General features: G+C 70.9%; 16 protein-coding genes and 1 tRNA gene. 6 read left to right on the top strand and 11 right to left on the bottom strand.

The features are described 5' to 3' along the window. Positions 1–47: 47 nt before the first annotated feature. Both P1P70_RS00590 and P1P70_RS00585 read right to left on the bottom strand, forming a co-directional pair. Positions 48–722 (bottom strand): MerR family transcriptional regulator, encoded by a 675-nt coding sequence (locus P1P70_RS00590; RefSeq protein WP_319233600.1) that lies wholly within the window; start codon positions 720–722, stop codon positions 48–50. Next, the gene (locus P1P70_RS00585) at positions 719–2,485 is read right to left on the bottom strand and encodes an SDR family oxidoreductase (RefSeq protein ID WP_319233598.1); all 1,767 of its coding nucleotides are present in this window, start codon (positions 2,483–2,485) and stop codon (positions 719–721) included. The genes P1P70_RS00590 and P1P70_RS00585 overlap by 4 nt, the downstream gene beginning before the upstream one ends. 429 nt (positions 2,486–2,914) lie before the next feature. Between P1P70_RS00585 and P1P70_RS00580 the strand changes: the two genes are divergently transcribed. The 6 genes from P1P70_RS00580 (at position 2,915) to P1P70_RS00555 (ending at position 7,224) form a co-directional block, all read left to right on the top strand. Then, positions 2,915–3,904 carry an ABC transporter ATP-binding protein gene (locus P1P70_RS00580; RefSeq protein ID WP_239760424.1) on the top strand — a complete coding sequence of 330 codons (990 nt, stop codon included), beginning with the start codon at positions 2,915–2,917 and terminating at the stop codon, positions 3,902–3,904. Continuing rightward, complete coding sequence (locus tag P1P70_RS00575) at positions 3,894–4,832, top strand: ABC transporter permease subunit (protein WP_319233596.1); 939 nt, start codon at positions 3,894–3,896, stop codon at positions 4,830–4,832. Before P1P70_RS00580 ends, P1P70_RS00575 begins: the two co-directional genes overlap by 11 nt. Further along, positions 4,829–5,740 carry an ABC transporter ATP-binding protein gene (locus P1P70_RS00570; RefSeq protein ID WP_319233595.1) on the top strand — a complete coding sequence of 304 codons (912 nt, stop codon included), beginning with the start codon at positions 4,829–4,831 and terminating at the stop codon, positions 5,738–5,740. Before P1P70_RS00575 ends, P1P70_RS00570 begins: the two co-directional genes overlap by 4 nt. 10 nt (positions 5,741–5,750) lie before the next feature. After that, entirely contained in the window at positions 5,751–6,470 is a 720-nt protein-coding gene (locus tag P1P70_RS00565) for an ABC transporter permease (protein WP_239755796.1), read from the top strand. A 142-nt stretch (positions 6,471–6,612) separates the two neighbouring features. After that, positions 6,613–6,858 (top strand): hypothetical protein, encoded by a 246-nt coding sequence (locus P1P70_RS00560; RefSeq protein ID WP_319233592.1) that lies wholly within the window; start codon positions 6,613–6,615, stop codon positions 6,856–6,858. A 282-nt stretch (positions 6,859–7,140) separates the two neighbouring features. Further along, positions 7,141–7,224 (top strand) — tRNA-Ser (locus tag P1P70_RS00555). Between the two features lie 305 nt (positions 7,225–7,529). Here P1P70_RS00555 and P1P70_RS00550 read toward each other — a convergent pair. The 9 genes from P1P70_RS00550 to P1P70_RS00510 all read right to left on the bottom strand — a co-directional run bounded on the left by P1P70_RS00550 (position 7,530) and on the right by P1P70_RS00510 (position 18,129). Beyond that, a complete protein-coding gene (locus P1P70_RS00550) occupies positions 7,530–8,336 on the bottom strand; it encodes an HAD family hydrolase (protein ID WP_319233683.1) in 807 nt (268 codons plus the stop codon). A 116-nt stretch (positions 8,337–8,452) separates the two neighbouring features. Further along, positions 8,453–9,730: a serine--tRNA ligase gene (gene serS / locus P1P70_RS00545; protein WP_319233591.1), complete on the bottom strand. Its 1,278-nt coding sequence runs from the start codon at positions 9,728–9,730 to the stop codon at positions 8,453–8,455. A 570-nt stretch (positions 9,731–10,300) separates the two neighbouring features. Further along, entirely contained in the window at positions 10,301–11,236 is a 936-nt protein-coding gene (gene pheA / locus P1P70_RS00540; RefSeq protein WP_319233590.1) for a prephenate dehydratase, read from the bottom strand. A gap of 110 nt (positions 11,237–11,346) precedes the next feature. Continuing rightward, positions 11,347–12,687, bottom strand: a complete 1,341-nt coding sequence (gene efeB, locus P1P70_RS00535) for an iron uptake transporter deferrochelatase/peroxidase subunit (RefSeq protein ID WP_319233589.1) — start codon at positions 12,685–12,687, stop codon at positions 11,347–11,349. Positions 12,688–12,695: 8 nt separating this feature from the next. Then, the gene (locus P1P70_RS00530) at positions 12,696–14,780 is read right to left on the bottom strand and encodes a copper resistance CopC/CopD family protein (protein WP_319233588.1); all 2,085 of its coding nucleotides are present in this window, start codon (positions 14,778–14,780) and stop codon (positions 12,696–12,698) included. A 14-nt stretch (positions 14,781–14,794) separates the two neighbouring features. Further along, the gene (locus P1P70_RS00525; RefSeq protein ID WP_319233586.1) at positions 14,795–15,265 is read right to left on the bottom strand and encodes a copper chaperone PCu(A)C; all 471 of its coding nucleotides are present in this window, start codon (positions 15,263–15,265) and stop codon (positions 14,795–14,797) included. Beyond that, a complete protein-coding gene (locus P1P70_RS00520) occupies positions 15,262–15,936 on the bottom strand; it encodes an SCO family protein (protein ID WP_319233584.1) in 675 nt (224 codons plus the stop codon). Before P1P70_RS00520 ends, P1P70_RS00525 begins: the two co-directional genes overlap by 4 nt. A gap of 82 nt (positions 15,937–16,018) precedes the next feature. Next, on the bottom strand, positions 16,019–16,765 hold the full coding sequence (locus P1P70_RS00515; protein WP_319233582.1) for a YcnI family protein: 747 nt from the start codon (positions 16,763–16,765) through the stop codon (positions 16,019–16,021). Positions 16,766–17,313: 548 nt separating this feature from the next. Then, entirely contained in the window at positions 17,314–18,129 is an 816-nt protein-coding gene (locus P1P70_RS00510) for a hypothetical protein (RefSeq protein ID WP_319233581.1), read from the bottom strand. Between the last annotated feature and the right edge of the window lie 66 nt (positions 18,130–18,195).

Here is an 18,195-nt window from a genome sequence, read left to right as displayed (position 1 = left end):
AAGATTCTGTGGATAACGACCCATCGAATTCAGGGTGATTGGTCAATTTATCCGCTTAAGCGCTTATTTGCTGTCATGGTGTCCAAAGTGCGTGCCTGCACCTCGCGTTCAGCGGCCGCCGTGACGAAGGCCGAGACCTGCTCCGGGCCGACCAGCCTCTCCACGGCGCGGATCGTGGACGCCCGGATCAGCACGGAGCACGACTCCTCCTTGCGCTCGGCGTCCACCGTCTGCTGGGCGAGTGGCTCGGTGGTGAACTCCAGGAAGTGGGGGGCGATGTGCTCGACCGTCTCCCTCAACTCCCTTGGGTGACCGGCGATTGCGGACAGCGGTACGCCTGTGGCACGCAACTCCGCCGCCAGGGCGAGTTCTTGGGGGCTCGGTACGCGGAACAGGTTCTCCTCGTCGGTCCACGGCCCCTCGACCTCCGCGGCCAGGCCCAGGACCCCGCCGAGACCACGGCCCGTGTCCCAGGCCTCCAGAAGCTCCTTGATGGAGGCGAGGGTGTAACCGCGGTCGAGGAGGTCGGCGATCTGCCGCAGTCTGGTCAGATGCGCGTCGGAGTACACGTTGGCGCGGCCGCGCCGCTCGGGGCTCGGGAGAAGCCCGCGGTCCTGGTAGGCGCGGATCGTCCGGACCGTGGCGCCGCTGCGGTGCGCCAGGTCGTCGATGCGGTACACGGCCCGCCCCGGTACGTCGTCCTGCTCGTCCTGGGGGCTCACAGCGGTGGTTCCAGACGGGCGAGCGCGCGCAGCGCGCGGGGGGCGAAGCGGGACATGAAGCGGCCGCCACGGGCCTCCGGGGTGACGGGGACGACCGCCTGGTCGCGGACGACCGCGCGCAGCACGGCTTCCGCGACCTTCTCCGGCGGGTAGTTCCGCAGGCCGTAGAGCTTCGCGGCCCTCCGCTGCCGGCGTTTCTCCTCTTCGGCGTCGACACCGGCGAAGCGCGCGGTCGAGGTGATGCCGGTGTTGACGAGGCCAGGACAGATCGCCGACACCCCGATGTCCCGCCCGGCCAGTTCCGCGCGCAGGCACTCGCTCAGCATCAGTACCGCCGCCTTGGACGTGCTGTACGCGGGCAGCGACCGGGACGGCAGATACGCCGCGGCCGAGGCGATGTTGACGATGTGGCCACCCTGGCCGCGCTCGGCCATCTGCCCGCCGAAGAGCCGGCAGCCGTGGATCACGCCCCACAGGTTGACGTCGAGGACCCGGCGCCAGTCCTCGACGGTGGTGTCCAGGAAGGTCCCGGACAGCCCGATCCCCGCGTTGTTCACCAGCACGTCGACCACGCCGTACTCGGTGGCGACCTTCTCGGCGAGCTTCGCCATGGCCTGTTCGTCCGAGACGTCGACCGCCTCCGCCCAGGCTTCGGGAGCGCCGAGCAGCCGGGACGACTCCGCGGTGCGAGCGGCTCCTTCGGCGTCCACGTCGACGGCGACGACGCGTGCGCCCGCCTCGGCGAACGCGAGGGCCGTGGCCCGGCCGATACCGCCGGCCGCGCCGGTGACCAGCACCAACTGCCCGCCGAATCGGTCCATGTGCTTCCCGGTGGCTGTCGGGGCCGCGCCCTCTCCCTCGGCCGCCGTGACGAACTCCGTGATCCAGGCGGTCAGTTGATCCGGCCGTGTGCGCGGGATCCAGTGCTTGGTCGGCAGAGTGCGGCGGGTCAGTCGCGGAACCCACGCCTCCAGGTCGTCGTGGAGCCGCTCGGAGAGGAACTGGTCACCCAGGGGCGTGATGAGCTGCACGGGCACGTGGGCGTACGCGTCGTCCCGGGGGCGGGCCAGACGAGCGCGCATGTTGTCCCGGTACAGCCAGGCCCCGTGCGCGGCGTCGGTGGGCAGCGACGCGCTCGGATAGGAGCCCCGGGGCAGCTTCTCGGCTCTTCGGACCAGGCCGGGCCACGCCTTGCCGAGGGGCCCGCGCCAGGCGAGCTCGGGCAGGACGGGGGTGTGCAGCACGTAGATGTACCAGGACCTGGCCCCCTGGCCCAGGAGTTGGCCGATCCGGCGCGGGGTCGGGCGTCTCACCCGCCGCTTGATCCAGTGCCCCATGTGGTCGAGGGAGGGGCCGGACATCGACGTGAAGGACGCGATGCGCCCCTTGGTGCGCTCGACCGTCGCGAACTCCCAGCCCTGGACCGACCCCCAGTCGTGTCCCACCAGGTGCACGGGGCGGTCGGGGCTGACGGCGTCCACGACCGTCAGGAAGTCGTCCGTCAGCTTCTCCAGCGTGAATCCGCCCCGCAGCGGCTCCGGTGCCGTGGAGTCGCCGTGGCCGCGCACGTCGTACAACACCACGTGGAAGCGCTCCGCGAGCCGAACGGCGACCTCGGACCAGACCTCCTTGGTGTCGGGATAGCCGTGCACGAGCAGAACGGTCGGCCGCTCGGGGGCACCGAGTTCGGCGACGCTCAACTCGACTCCGTCCGCGCGCACCCTGCGCTCCCGCGCACCTTCGAGTGTGCCCGCATCCGCCATGTCTCCCCCTTCGGCCGTCGGCCGTCGGCGGGCACTGCCCCGCCTGCCCCGCCCGATCTCGTCGACTACGGTCCGTGTTCGTGATGTGACACCAATGAATGTGCCAGTGAGTGGTGGCTGCGTCAACGGGGTGCGTACGGGCTGTGGACAACCAGGACAACCGCCGGGGATGGAGGCGACACGCCGAGGAGACGGGTGCGAAGAAGGGAGCGAACACCGGGCACGAATACGCGACGCCGGTCGTTCCCTCTCATGACGGCTGCCGACGGACGCTTCGGCTCGGTCCAGTCGCTCGGCCTTCAGGGTGACCCCTAGGGGGACCGGCGGTTGATGCCCCCTAGGAGCCCGTACGACTCCAGGGTGAGACCGAGACAGCCCCCCGGGCTGACGACCGCGGTCGCACGCGCCCCTAATGTCTAAATCGTGACTGTGATCGCGACCGAAAGCCTGAGCAAGCGGTTCCCGAGGGTGACCGCTCTTGACCGGCTCTCCGTGGACATCGGACCCGGTGTGACCGGACTCGTCGGTGCCAATGGCGCCGGCAAGTCCACACTGATCAAAATCCTGCTGGGTCTGTCCCCCGCCTCGGAGGGCCGTGCCGAGGTGCTCGGCCTCGACGTCGCCACCAAGGGCGGCGCCATCCGCGAGCGCGTGGGGTACATGCCGGAGCACGACTGCCTGCCGCCCGACGTCTCGGCCACCGAGTTCGTCGTGCACATGGCCCGCATGTCCGGACTCCCCCCGACCGCAGCGCGCGAGCGCACCGCGGACACCCTGCGGCACGTCGGTCTGTACGAGGAGCGGTACCGCCCCATCGGCGGCTACTCCACCGGCATGAAACAGCGGGTGAAACTCGCCCAGGCCCTGGTGCACGACCCGCAGCTGGTCTTCCTGGACGAGCCGACCAACGGCCTGGACCCGGTCGGCCGGGACGAGATGCTCGGCCTCATCCGCCGCATCCACACCGACTTCGGCATCTCCGTCCTCGTCACCTCCCATCTGCTCGGTGAACTGGAGCGCACCTGCGACCACGTGGTCGTGGTCGACGGCGGCAAGCTCCTGCGGTCCAGCTCCACCAGGGACTTCACCCAGAGCACGGCGACCCTCGCGATCGAGGTCACCGACAGCGACGAGCACCCGGACGGCACGGGCGCGCTGCGCCAGGCCCTCCACGCGCGCGGGGTCACCGTCTCCGACGGCAGCGGCCTCCCGGGCGCCGGGCACATCCTGCTGCTCACCGCCCAGGGCGACGAGACCTACGACCTGATCCGCGACGTCGTCGCCGACCTGGGCCTCGGCCTGGTCCGCATGGAGCAGCGCAGGCACCAGATCGCAGAGGTCTTCCAGGACAACGACGAACAGCAGGGCACCCGTAGCGCCCAGGACGCAGGAAAGGAGGCGGTCGGCCATGGCGGTTGAGCAGCACGGTGCACCGGCACCGTCCCTCGACGGCGGACAGCCCGCCCGCACGGGCGAGCAGAGCCGTATCCACAACATCGGATACCGCTCCTACGACGGCCCCCGCCTCGGCCGCGCCTACGCCAGGCGCTCGCTGTACTCGCAGTCCCTGCGCGGCGCGTACGGACTGGGCCGCTCGGCCAAGTCCAAGGTGCTGCCCATGCTGCTGTTCGCGGTGATGTGCGTGCCGGCGGCCATCATGGTGGCGGTGGCGGTCGCCACCCAGGCCAACGACCTGCCCGTGAAGTACACCGACTACGCGGTCATCATGCAGGCCGTCATCGGCCTGTACGTCGCCTCCCAGGCACCCCAGTCCGTCTCGCGCGACCTGCGGTTCAAGACCGTCCCGCTGTACTTCTCGCGCCCGATCGAGACCGCGGACTACGTCCGCGCGAAGTTCGCGGCGCTGACCTCGGCGCTGTTCATCCTCACCGCCGTGCCCCTGCTCGTGCTCTACGTCGGCGCGCTGCTGGCCAAGCTCGACTTCACCGACCAGACCAAGGGACTGGCACAGGGACTGGTGTCCGTGGCGTTGCTGTCACTCCTCTTCGCCGGCATCGGCCTGGTGATCTCGGCGGTCACCCCGCGGCGGGGCTTCGGCATCGCGGCCGTCATCGCCGTCCTGACGATCTCCTACGGCGCGGTGTCCGTCGTCCAGGCCATCGCCACCGAGCAGAACAGCTCGGACGTGGTGCCCTGGCTCGGCTTCTTCTCGCCCATCACGCTCATCGACGGCGTACAGACCGCCTTCCTGGGCGCCACCTCCGCCTTCCCGGGCGGGCACGGGCCCTCGGACGGGCAGGGAGCCCTCTACGTCCTCGTCGTCCTGGGTCTCATCGCCGGCTCCTACGGCCTGCTGATGCGCCGCTACCGAAAGGTCGGGCTGTGACCACCCTCAACATCGACCACGTCTCCCGCTGGTTCGGCAACGTGGTGGCGGTCAACGACGTCACGATGACGATCGGCCCCGGCGTCACCGGCCTGCTCGGCCCGAACGGCGCCGGCAAGTCCACCCTCATCAACATGATGGGCGGCTTCCTCGCCCCCTCCACGGGCTCCGTCACCCTCGACGGGACGCCGGTGTGGCGCAACGAGCAGATCTACAAGCACATCGGCATCGTCCCCGAGCGGGAGGCGATGTACGACTTCCTCACGGGTCGCGAGTTCGTCGTCGCCAACGCCGAGTTGCACGGCCTCGGGGCGACCGCCGCCCAACGGGCGCTCGCCACGGTGGAGATGGAGTACGCGCAGGACCGCAAGATCTCGACGTACTCCAAGGGCATGCGCCAGCGCGTGAAGATGGCGTCCGCGCTGGTCCACGAACCGTCGCTGCTCCTGCTCGACGAGCCGTTCAACGGCATGGATCCGCGCCAGCGCATGCAGCTCATGGACCTGCTGCGGCGGATGGGCGACGAGGGCCGCACGGTGCTGTTCTCGTCCCACATCCTCGAAGAGGTCGAGCAGTTGGCGGCCCACATCGAGGTGATCGTCGCCGGACGGCACGCGGCGAGCGGCGACTTCCGGCGCATCCGCCGGCTGATGACCGACCGCCCCCACCGCTACCTGGTGCGCTCCAGCGACGACCGGGCCCTGGCCGCCGCGCTGATCGCCGACCCGTCGACCGCCGGGATCGAAGTCGACCTGACCGAGGGCGCGTTGCGTATCCAGGCCGTCGACTTCGGCCGGTTCACGGCACTGCTGCCGAAGGTGGCCCGGGACCACGGCATCCGTCTGCTCACGGTCTCGCCGTCGGACGAGTCCCTCGAGTCCGTCTTCTCGTATCTCGTCGCGGCGTAGGAGGCCGAACATGTACGACCCCACAGTCGCCCGGCTCACCTACCGGGCCCTGCTCGGCCGCCGTCGGGCCCTCATCCTCAGCGCGCTGCCCGCCCTGTTGCTCGTGCTCTCCGTGGCCGTGCGTGCCCTGAGCGGCGCCGACGACCAGGTGGCCGCCGATCTCCTGGGCGGATTCGCGCTCGCCACGATGGTGCCGATCATCGGCGTCATCGCGGGAACAGGCGCGATCGGGCCGGAGATCGACGACGGCTCCGTGGTGTATCTGCTGGCCAAGCCGGTGAAGCGGCCGACGATCATCTTCACCAAGCTGATCGTGGCGATCGCGGTGACCATGGCCTTCTCGGCCGTACCGACGCTGATCGCCGGTCTGATCCTGAACGGCAACGGGCAGCAGATCGCGGTCGCCTACACGGTGGCGGCGCTGGTCGCCTCGATCGCCTACGCCGCGATGTTCCTGCTCCTCGGGACGGTCACCCGGCACGCGGTCGTCTTCGGGCTCGTCTACGCACTCGTCTGGGAGACCCTCTTCGGGTCCCTGGTGGAGGGGGCGCGCACCCTCAGCGTCCAGCAGTGGGCGCTGGCCGTCGCCCAGAAGGTCACCGACGGCGGTCTGGTGACCTCCGACGTCGGACTGCCCACCGCGGTGGTCCTGTTGACGGTCGTCACAGCGGGCGCGACCTGGTACGCGGGACAGAAACTGCGGACGCTGAAGCTCGCCGGCGAGGAGTGACGGGAGCCTCCGGGGCGGCTCGCCCCGGAGGCCGTTCCGTTGATCTTGACGGAGGCTTCACGCACCACCAGGCAGACTCGGCAGGAGGGTTACACGCGGCACAGCGGCCAGGAAGGGCGGCCAGAGGGCGGGAGGAACGGGGATGACAGCGGAGCATTCGTCCGACGGCGGTGAGACGCGGGACGCGGGTGAGGACGTCTGGGACGACCTCGTGCTGGACGAGGACTTCATACGGTCCGCCGAGACGGCCGAACCGTCGGCGCGGGCCCGGATGTTGGCGGAGCGGTGGCGGCGACAGGCCCCGGATCCCCAGCCCTGGCGCTCGGACGAGCCGCCCGCCGGGTGGTTCTTCAGCAAGGCACGGCGCCGCAAGTGGCGCCGCCGGTGACCGTTCGGCGTGGTCGGGGGCCGGGCGGCCGATATTCGGTGGCGGGCGGCTCGGTCGCCGGGCACAGTGGTTGATGTCCAGGTCGCCGGATCGAGCGGCGCCACGTACTGGGAGAGGAGCCCGGCGATGCTGTCCTTCAGGCGCGGTACGTCGAGTTTCCCGCAGGGCAGCCCACGACGGGCTCCGGAGTAGTCACCCCTCCGTCGAGTCCGTCCCCCAGTGGGGAGCTGCCCGGGGCGGCCGCTTCGAGCGCGCGAATCGCTTCGCGTGGGCCGCCCACCCGGAGGATTGGCCGAGTGGTAAGGCACCGGCTTGCTAAGCCGTGGTCGGGTTCTGCCCGCGCACGTTCGATCCGTGCATCCTCCGCCGTTTCGCTGTCGCTGTGACTTGGCCGGGTCGTTGGGCCGGGGATACGTGTGGAGAGGCTCGCGAGGCTGTTGCGGAGCTTGGGGGGGTCCGGGCGGAGCGCTGAGTGCTCAGGGCTTCAGGGCTTCAGGGCTTTGAGCAAAGGCGCCCGGTGATCTGTGCCGGGGCTCCAGACGTTGGCTGTCGGTCGGCGCCCGTCCTCGCGCGCCCCCGCATGGCGGCCGTCGGGCCAGCCCTCCTCGTGGTGCCGTCCCCACTTCCACACGCCCTCGCCGTCGTCGCGGCGAGGGCGGCGGTGCGCGTTCTCAGGGGAGCAGGTGTTCGAGTACCTCGGCGATGCCGTCGTCCTCGTTCGAGGAGGTCACCTCGTCGGCGACGGCCTTGAGGTCGACGTGGGCGTTGGCCATGGCCACGCCGTGGGTGGCCCAGGTGAACATGGGGATGTCGTTGGGCATGTCACCGAAGGCGATGGTGTCCGTGCGCTTCATACCGAGGCGGCGGGCGGCGAGGGAGAGGCCGGTGGCCTTGGTGAGGCCGAGGGGGAGCAGTTCGACGATGCCCTCACCGGCCATGGCGACCGTGACGAAGCCGCCGGCGGCCTGACGGGCGGCCTCGGCGAGCTCGTCGGTGGTCAGGGTGGGGTGCTGAATGTAGATCTTGTTCAGCGGGGCCGCCCAGAGGTCGGACACGTCCGTGAGCGGGGTGGTGGGGAGCGAGCCGTGCAGGGCGTACCCGGTGCCGACCAGGATCTCGCCGTCCAGGCCCGCGCGGCTGGCGGCCAGGTGCAGAGGGCCGACCTCCGCCTCGATCTTGGCGAGGGCGACGGCGGCGAGCTGCCGGTCCAGGGTGACGGCCGTGAGCAGCCGGTGCTCTCCGGCGTCGTACACCTGTGCGCCCTGGCTGCAGACGGCCAGGCCCCGGTAGTCGAGGTCGTCGAGGATGTGGCGGGTCCAGGGGACGGCGCGGCCGGTGACGACGATGTGGGCGGCGCCCGCCGCGGTGGCCGCGGCGAGCGCTTCACGGGTGCGCCGGGAGACCGTGTCGTCGGAACGCAGAAGCGTTCCGTCGAGGTCGGTCGCGATCAGCTTGTAGGGGAAACCCGGGGGCGTCACGGACGGTTCGGAGGCCGTGGTCGTCTCGGACGCTCCGGACGCTCCGGGCGCTCCGGGCGCCTCGGACACCGCGGTCTCGCCGGAGCCCGTGGGGCCCCTGGTGGCTGCCGCGTCGCTCACTTGGCTACCGGCTCCAGCACCTCGCGGCCGCCCAGGTACGGGCGGAGGACCTCGGGGACGCGGACCGAGCCGTCGGCCTGCTGGTGGTTCTCGAGGATCGCCACGATGGTGCGCGGGACGGCGCAGAGCGTGCCGTTGAGCGTGGCCAGCGGCTTGACCTGCTTGCCGTCACGGAAGCGGATCTGCAGTCGGCGCGACTGGTACTCCGTGCAGTCGGACGTCGAGGTCAGCTCGCGGTACTTGCCCTGGGTCGGGATCCACGCCTCGCAGTCGAACTTGCGTGAGGCCGAGGAGCCGAGGTCGGCGGAGGCGACGTCGATGACACGGAAAGGCAGTTCGAGCGAGGTCAGCCACTGCTTCTCCCAGTCCAGCAGGCGCTGGTGCTCGGCCTGCGAGTCCTCGGGCGCGACGTACGAGAACATCTCGACCTTGTCGAACTGGTGGACGCGGAAGATGCCCCGGGTGTCCTTGCCGTGCGAACCGGCCTCGCGGCGGAAGCAGGGGGAGAAGCCCGCGTACCGCAGGGGGAGGCGGTCGGCGTCGATGATCTCGTCCATGTGGTACGCCGCGAGCGCGACCTCGGAGGTGCCGACCAGGTACAGGTCGTCCTTGTCGAGGTGGTAGACGTCCTGCGCGGCCTGGCCGAGGAAGCCGGTGCCGGCCATCGACTGCGGGCGGACCAGCGCCGGGGTCAGCATCGGTGTGAAGCCTGCCGCGGTGGCCTGGGCGATCGCCGCGTTGACCAGGGCGAGCTCGAGGAGGGCGCCGATGCCCGTCAGGAAGTAGAAGCGCGAGCCGGAGACCTTGGCGCCGCGCTCGGTGTCGATGGCGCCGAGGATCGTGCCGAGCTCCAGGTGGTCCTTGGGCTCGAAGCCCTCGGCCGCGAAGTCGCGGATCTCGCCGTGCGTCTCCCGCGTGACGAAGTCCTCCTCGCCGCCGACGGGGACGTCGGGGTGGACGAGGTTGCCGAGCTGGAGGAGGAGCTCCCGGGTCTCGGTGTCGGCCGCGTCGCGCTCGGCGTCGGCGGCCTTGACGTCGGCCTTGAGTTGTTCCGCGCGCTTGAGCAGCTCGGCCTTCTCGTCGGCGGAGGCCTTGGGGATCAGCTTGCCGAGCGACCTCTGTTCGGCACGGAGCTCGTCGAAGCGGACGCCGGACGACCTGCGCCGCTCGTCGGCGGACAGGAGGGAGTCGACGAGCGCGACGTCCTCTCCACGGGCGCGCTGGGACGCGCGCACACGGTCGGGGTCCTCACGGAGCAGGCGAAGGTCAATCACCCCTCAAGGCTACCGGTGCGTGGTTCCGGCCTACGACTTGAATTCGCGCTACGCCGTTCTTGTGGCGTTTTGAGTGGAATATCGATCGCGTTGACACGGCATGGCGGGGGCCGGTGAAAGTCAATGAGGTGAGGGGTGGCCCCCTGAAAGAGGGCAGGGTCGCGGCGCCTGGTTGACTCGACTCCCTTGCGCCGCAAGGGACTTGGGGATCGGTCGTCCACAGGAATCCGCGGTGCCGCAAAGTTATCCACAGGCTGTGCGAAAGATCTGTGGATGTCCGGGAAGATCGCTTGGGAAATCGGGTGCCGTCTTGAGGATTCCCGACCCAAACCGCCTTCACGCCCACTTTCGAGTGGATTGACGTGGAAATGGGTCGCTCTAAAGGGTGGACGTGAGGAAACACGTGGACGAAGGGTGACCCACGGGGTTGTGGACGCGGCGGGGCCCGCGAAGGGGATTTGTCGACTGAGTGGCGCTGTGTTGTCGACTTGTCCCCAGGTCGAGAAGGTCCCCTGTGGATAACTTCTGTGGACAAAGAAAATAAGCAGGTAGCACCGGCGGTGGGCCGGTTCAGAACCGGCCGTCCTGGCAGCGCGCCACCCAGTCCGCCGCGGCCACGAACTCGGTGTCCGAGGTGCCCGGCAGTGTGGGCCGGACCTTCGCGGTGGCGGCGTCCGCACGCGGGTACGAACCGAGGAAGCGGACCTGGAGGCAGACCCGCTTGAGGCCCATCAGCGCCTCCGCCACCCGGCGGTCGGAGATATGGCCCTCGGCATCGATGGCGAAGCAGTAGTTGCCGATGCCCTCGCCGGTCGGGCGGGACTGCAGAAGCATGAGGTTGACGCCACGGACGGCGAACTCACCGAGCAGGTCACGCAGTCCGCCGGGGTGGTCGTCGCGCTGCCAGATCACGACGGACGTCTTGTCGGAGCCGGTCGGGGCGGCTGGCCGGGCGGGCCGGCCGACCAGGACGAACCGGGTCTGCGCGTTCTCCGCGTCGTGGATCTCGGTCTGCAGGGCCTCCAGGCCGTACCGGGAGGCCGCGAACTCGCCGGCGAAGGCGGCGTCGTACCGGCCCTCCTGGACGAGGCGGGCGCCGTCGGCGTTCGAGGCGGCGGACTCCCAGACGACGTCGGGCGGGAGGTTGGCCTTCATCCACTTGCGGACCTGCGGCTGGGCGGCGGGGTGGGCGGTGACCGTCTTGATGTCCGAGAGCTGCGTGCCCGGGCGGACCAGGAGCGCGAAGGTGATCGAGAGGAGCACCTCGCGGTAGATCATCAGCGGGGCCCCGGCGACCAGCTCGTCGAGCGTGGTCGTGATGCCGCCCTCCACGGAGTTCTCGATCGGGACGAACGCGGCCTCGGCCTCTCCGTTGCGTACGGCGTCGAGCGCGGCGGGCACGGACACCACCGGGACGAGCTCGCGGGTCGCGGCCTCCGGCAGCGTGCGCAGGGCGACCTCGGTGAAGGTGCCCTCGGGGCCGAGGTACACGTAGCTGGCTGACATGGACTCACCCTAATGGGCCTCGGTCCAGCCGTACGACCCTCGGCCCGACAGCCCCGCCCGACAGCCCCGCCCGACGCCCGATCCGGTGGCCCGGCCGGACAGCCCGGCCGTCAGCCCTCCAGCAGCCGCTGCCCCACGTACTCACCCTCGGCCGCGCCTCCCGGCACCGCGAAGAGGCCGCTCGACTCGTGGCGGACGAACTTCGACAGGGCGTCGCCGCGGTCGAGTTTGCGCTGGACGGTGACGAAGCCGCGGAGCGGGTCGGCCTGCCAGCAGACGAAGAGGAGACCCGCGTCGGGGACGCCCTTCGCGTCGATGCCGTCGTGGAAGGAGAACGGGCGGCGGAGCATGGCCGCGCCCCCGTTCTGGTCGGGGCGGGTGATGCGGGCGTGCGCGTTGAGCGGGACCAGGAGATTGCCCTCGGCGTCCGTCTTCTCCAGATCCATCGCGGTCGTCTCCGTCGCCTTCGAGCCCCCGCTCAGCGGGGCGCCGTCGGACTTCCGGCGCCCGATGACGTCCTCCTGCTCCTTGACCGAGAGCTGCTCCCAGTCGTCGAGGAGCATGCGGATGCGGCGTACGACGGCGTAGGAGCCGTTCGCCATCCACGCCGGGTCGCCGGAGGTGCCCGGCGAGGCGGAGGCGGGCACGAAGATCCGCTCGTCGAAGTCGGACTCGGCCGGCTTGGGGTTGCGGGTGCCGTCGATCTGCCCCATCAGGTTGCGGGCGGTCATGGGGTGGGCCGTGGCACCCGGCGAGCGGTTGAAGCCGTTCATCTGCCACCGCACCCGTGCCGCGGCGCCCGCGTCCTTCTGGATCGCGCGCAGGGCGTGGAAGGCGACGAGCGCGTCGTCCGCCCCGATCTGCACCCACAGGTCGCCGTCGCTGCGTGTCCTGTCGAGCTGGTCCGAGGAGAAGTCCGGCAGCGGGTCCAGGGATTCCGGACGCTGCTTCTCCAGACCGGTACGGGCGAAGAAGCTGTGGCCGAAGCCGAAGGTGACCGTCAACGACGAGGGCCCGGCGTCCAGGGCGATATCGGTGTCGTCCTGGGCCGCGGGCTCGCCCGCCATCAGCCGGCGGGCCGTGTCCGACCAGCGGCGCAGCAGAGCGGCAGCCTCCTTGCGGCCCGCCCCGGCGGCCAGGTCGAAGGCCACGAGATGGCCACGGGCCTGGAGCGGGGTGGTGATTCCCGGCTGATGTTTCACGTGAAACATCACCTCCCCCGCGCCGAGGGAGGACAGCGGTGTGACCTTCCCGGCGGAGGAGGACGGGGAAGCGGAGCCCGCCGCGTAGCCTGCGGCGCCGCCCGCCGCGCCCAGGGCGAGGCCGGTGGCGCCCGCCGTGCCGAGCAGTCGGCGCCGGGAGATGGGTCCGTTCGCGAGTCTCCCGGGGGTTGCCTCTTCGTCTCGCGTCACCGCGGCGGAGCCGTCTTCGACGAGGTTCTGGTCAGCCATGGTGTGTTTCAGCCGATCTTCGCGTTCTTGCTGACGGTCACCTGGTCGATGTCAGATGTCCGTACGGTGATCTCGATCTTCCAGTCGCCCGCCATGGGGACCTGTACGCCGCTCGCCGTCCAGTGGCCGGTGGTGACGCGTTCGGGAACCACGGGCAGCGGGCCGATCTTCTTGGCCTCCAGGGTGAAGGCGACCTTCACCTCGGGGACGTCGATGGGCTTGCCGTCGGGGCCCTGGACATAGACGTGCATCTGGTTGGCGCCCACCCGCGCGGGGTCGATCTGCAGCCGGGCCACGCCCTGGCCGTTCTTGCCCCCGGTGTCGAACGACATGTCCAGTGCCAGCGCGCCCGACGTCTCGTCCTGCTGGCTCACGGCAGCCTTGGCCGCCTCGGCCTCCTCCACCGTGCGCCCCGGCTCGGTGGCCGTCAGCACCGTCGTGACGGCGAGCAGGACGACGGCGACGCCCGCCTCCGCCAGCACGGACCGACGCAGACCCGTACGGCCCGGATCCGCGTTCCGTATCCGCTTCTCGCGCGCGCTCGCCATCGCCGCCCGCTGCCGGGCGAGCTGAGCGGCCCGCTCGGAGCCCGCGCCGGTCGCCTTGGCGGAGCCGCCCGCGGCGTGCACGGCCGCCGGCGCCTTCTCCTCGGCGGGCTCCTTCTCCTCGACGGCCCCCGTCTCCACCGCGGCCGGCGCCTCCGCCAGCTGCGAGGTCCACCGGCGCGAGATCCACGCGATCCCGACCAGCACGGCCACGAGGCCGATCTTCACGAGGAGGAGCTGTCCGTACGACGTGCCGGTCAGCGCGGACCAGCTGCCGACCTGGCGCCACGACTGGTAGATCCCGGTCGCGGTCAGCACGAGCACGCTGCCGAACGCGAGCCGTGAGAAACGCCGTACGGCCCCGGTGTCGATCTGCGCGTCGACGGGTGCCCGGAAGAGTGCCACGAGCAGCGTCGCCAGGCCGCCGAGCCAGGCGGCGACGGCCAGCAGGTGCAGGACGTCCAGCGGCATCGAGATACCGGTCTGGATACCGGTCGAGGCGTGCTCGGCCATCGCCCAGCTCGCGGCGAGGCCGGCGGCGACCACGCCTCCGCCGATGGCCAGCCCGAAGGTGAGGTCCCGCCGGAGGGACTCGTCCTCCTCGTTCTCGGAGTCCGCGTCGCCCTTGGCGTCCGGGTCGTCGGCGGAGCCCGTATCGTCTGCGGAGTCCGCCGAGGCCTTGGAGTCTGCAGGGGCCTTGGACGCGCCCGAGGCCTCGGTGCCTACGGCCTCGGCGCCGTGGGTCTCCTCGGTGTCCTCGGTGGCCTCGGTGGCCTCGTCCCGTCGTGCGTACGCGCCGAACAGCACCGCGATGAACAGTGCCGCCGCGGCGAGGAGCAGCAGACGGGAGACCAGGGCGGCACCCGTCTTCGTCTGGAGGACCTGGCCGAGGAGGTCCAGGTCGAAGATGTCGCCGAACTTGCCGGAGCCCGTGTAGGACCCGCGCAGCAGCAGCATCGTGAGGGTGGCGGTCGTCAGCGCGAGCCAGCCGGACACCACGAGCCGCTGCACGGGCCGTACCCCGGCACCGCGCCGCCAGCAGGCCAGCACGAAGGTCGCGCCGCCGACCAGCAGGATGAACCCGGCGTACGACAGATAGCGTGCGAAGCCGTAGAGGCCGCCGACGAGCCCGCCGCCGACGCCCTGCTCGGGTACGGCGACCGTCGTCTTGGACGGCGCCCCCACCGAGAAGGTGAAGGCGCCGGAGACGGGATGGCTGTCCGCCGAGACGACCTGGTAGGTGACGGTGAACGTGCCGTCGGGCAGGCCCGAGTGCAGCCCGACGGCGTAGCTGTTGCCGCCCAGATCGGTGACCTCGCCGGTGTCGGCCTCCTTGCCCTTGGGGTCGTACACGCGCACCGAACCGTCGGACATCGCGACCTTCTCGGAGAAGGTGAGCGACACCCGGTCCGGTGCCTCCTGGACCACCGACCCCTGCTGCGGGTCGCTGCCCGTCAGCGCGGCGTGCGCGGAGACGGGTACGGCACCGGCGAGCAGCGCTCCGACGGTGGCGAACAACAGCAACAGCAACGGCCTCAACCGGCTCACCGGTGCTACCTCCCTCAGTGACCGCTGGTCGGCTGGTACGTCGCCGACTTCACGGGCATCTCGACCGCGATGGCCTCGGACTTGGTGAAGTTCAACCGCAGGGACACCGTCTCGCCTTCCTTCGGCTTGCGCTTCAGGTTCTCGAACATCAGGTGGTTCCCACCGCTCTCCAGGACGAGTTCGCCGTCGGCGGGGACTTTCAGAGCCGCGACCTCGCGCATCGACTGCCCGGTCGTCTCGTGGACGGTGACGTCCTGGGCGAGGTCGCTGGTGACGGAGGTCAGCTCGTCCGCCGTACCGCCGTCGTTCTCGATGACGAGGTAACCGGCGGCCATGGAGTCCGTGACGGGCTGCGGCATGTAGGCCGCCTTCACGGACAGGTTCGCGGCGGAGGAGTCGTCGGCGGTGGAACCGGTGGAGCCGCAGCCCGTCAGGGCGACGAGCGCGGCGGCGGTGATCAGGACGGGACCGGTCAGTGGTCTCACGGCTTCTCGCCCTTGAGCAGCTTCGGCAGGTCCTTCTCGTAGTCCTGCACGGTGGCGCCCTCGCCGTACAGCACATAACCACCGTCGGTCTTCGGCGAGAACGCGATGACCTGAGTGCCGTGCTCGGAGACCGTCTTGCCGTTCTTGTCCTTGGTCGGCGGGGCGATGGAGATGCCGACAGTGCGGGCGCCGGCCTGGATGTCGTCGAAGTCGCCGGTCAGGCCGACGATCTCGGAGTCGATGCCCTTGAGCCACTTCCCCAGTTCCGCCGGGGTGTCGCGCTCCGGGTCGGTGGTGACGAAGACGAGCCGCAGGTTCGCCAGCTCCGCCTTCGGCACCTTCTTCGCGATCTCCTTCTTCGCGACCGCGAGGTTGTTCATGGTGAGCGGGCAGACGTCGGGGCAGTTGGTGTAGCCGAAGTAGATCAGCGTCGGCTTGCCCTCGGTCTCCTTGCGGAGGTCGTACGACTTGCCCTTCGTGTCGGTGAGGACCAGGTCGGGCTTGGTGAACGGCTGGTCCAGAACCGTGGCGGCCTTCCGCGGGCCGGTGTCGGAGACCTCGGCGACCGACGTGGTGGAGCTGTCGCCCGTGCCGCAGGCCGAGAGGCCGAGGACGGCCGCGACCAGCAGGGCACCGGCCGCGAGCGCCTTCTTCTTCGTGTTCGTGCGCATGAGAAATGTCCAGGGGGTTCGAGCCCCGGCGCGCACGGGGCGTACCCGTGCGCGCCGGGGGGAGGGCCAGGAAGCCGTGGGCTCAGGCGTTCGTGCGCCGGCGGCCGGCCAGGACGCCGTACGCCACGCCCGCGGCGCCGACGACGATGCCGACGACGCCGAGGACACGGGCGGTGGTGTCGCTGCTGTCGGCGGGCGCGGCGGTGGTCTCGTTCGACGCGGCCTCGGCGTCGTCGGCGTCCTTCGACTCGTCGGAGGCGTTCGAGGCGCCTGACGCGCCGTGGTGGTCGTCGGACGCGGCGGACAGCGCGAGCACGGGGGCCGGGTTGTCGGGCTCCTCCTGGCCTTCCTTCGGCACCTCGATCCAGCGGACGACCTCCTTGTTGGAGTACGTCTGGATCGCCTTGAAGACCAGTTCGTCGGTGTTCTCGGGGAGCTGACCGATGGAGACCGGGAACTTCTGGAAGAAGCCCTTCGCGATGCCGTCGCCGGTGGCGGTCCAGGTGATCTTGGAGACGGCCTCGTCGATCTGCTCGCCGTGCAGTTCGACCGGCTTGTCGAGCGTGGCCTTGGTGACCTGGATCTTCCAGCCGGGGACGGCCTCCGGCTGGGCCGAGGCGAGCGGGTGGTCGGTGGGGAAGTTCACCTCGAGCTTGGTGGTCGTGGCGTCGTCGCGCTCGTTGGGGACCTTGAAGTTGACGGTCGCGTACCCGCCCTTGGCCGCCGTGCCCTCCGCCGCGACGCTGACGTGAGCGAACGCGGGGCCGGACAGGAGGAGGACGGCCGAACCGGCGAGGGCGCCGACGGCGGCGATACGAGAAGCCTTCATGACTGGTGACACTCCACAGTGGGTGAGGAAGAAGAGAGGACGAGGGACAGTGCACGCCGCGAGCCGACAGCCGGCCCGACACCGAGACCGAGAGGCGAGCCGGAACCGGGCCGCGCGACCTGGGACCGGGGCCGATCACCTGGACCGGAACCCGGCCGGCAACCTGGGCCCGGAGCCGGAGCCGGAGCCGGAGCCGGAGCCGGAGCCGGAGCCGGAGCCAGCCGGGCCGGAGCCTGGCCGGCATGCCAGGGTCGGGACCAGGAGCAGAGGCCGGGAGCCGGTGGTCCGAGTCCGTGGGCCTGAGCCTGCGGATCCGAGCCTGCGGATCCGAGCCTGCAGGTCCGAGCCCATGGTTCCGGCAGAGGTCCGGTTCAGCCGCCCAAGTGCGGGAACCGCAGAGCCGGAGCCGCAGAGCCAGAGCCCGTGGGGGCAGGAGCCGTAGGGCAGGAGTCGGTCGGAGTCGCTGGACCGGGGTCGGCAGCGGGGCGCGGGTCTCGACGCCGGGCGACGGACTCCCTCTCCCCGGTGGGGAGTGAGCGGGCGTCGGATCAGGCGGCGAGGGCGAAGGCGGGCGCGGCGACCGGAGGGCCGCGGCGGACGAGGGTGTGCTGGAGTGCGGTCGTCCGCAGGGCGGCGGGCGCCGTGTACACGGTGTGCGGGGCGCGCGAAACGACCTCCGGCGCGCCCGGGAGCCCGGACTGCAGGGCCCGCCCCAGCGCGAGCGCGCCCCGCAGCGACCGTACGAGAGGCTCCTCGGTCGCCAGCCTGGTCAGGCGCAGCAGCGCGAGGTCGCCGTGGCGCAGCACCCACCCGGCGGCTACGGCCGCGAGTACATGGCCGAGCAGCATGGGCAGGGACGGCAAAAGCGCGGCGGAGGAGCCCGGCGCGGTCGTCATCGCGTCCGCCGGGTCGTGCGTGACGTGCGTGCCGCCGACACCGGCGTCGATGAGGATGCGACGGGCCCGCTCGGGGCTCAGGGCTGCCGCGGTCGTACCGCACACGAAGCGGGCCGCGCGCTCGATGAGCGCCGCGTCCATGGTCTCCGTGGTGCCTGACGCGGCGGTCGTCCCGTGCTGGTTCAGGCCGAACAGGATGTGCAGCGCGGTCTGGCCCACCGCCAGGAGTGCCGCGATGCCCGGGAGTGAGCGTTGCCGTCCGGCCAGCGTGGCGGCGACGCAGAAGGTGCCGATGAACCCGACGCCCAGGCTCCACAGCGGGACCGCCGCGCACGAGGCGAGCGCGTGTCCGGCCCCGGCCAGCACGACGCAGACCGCGGCGAACACCGCGGCCCGCAGGACCCGGAGGTCGCCTCCGGCGCGGGTCCGGCGTGTCGCGGCCGGCCGGTGTGGATGGGGGGCAGTCATGGCGGGCCCATCATCGCACCGGGGCGCTCCGCTGGGTTGGGCGGGTTCATGGGTGGAGGTACGGGG

This window comes from Streptomyces sp. MB09-02B, from assembly GCF_033794485.1.
Classification (GTDB): domain Bacteria; phylum Actinomycetota; class Actinomycetes; order Streptomycetales; family Streptomycetaceae; genus Streptomyces.
This window is presented reverse-complemented; position numbering and strand designations above follow the sequence as displayed.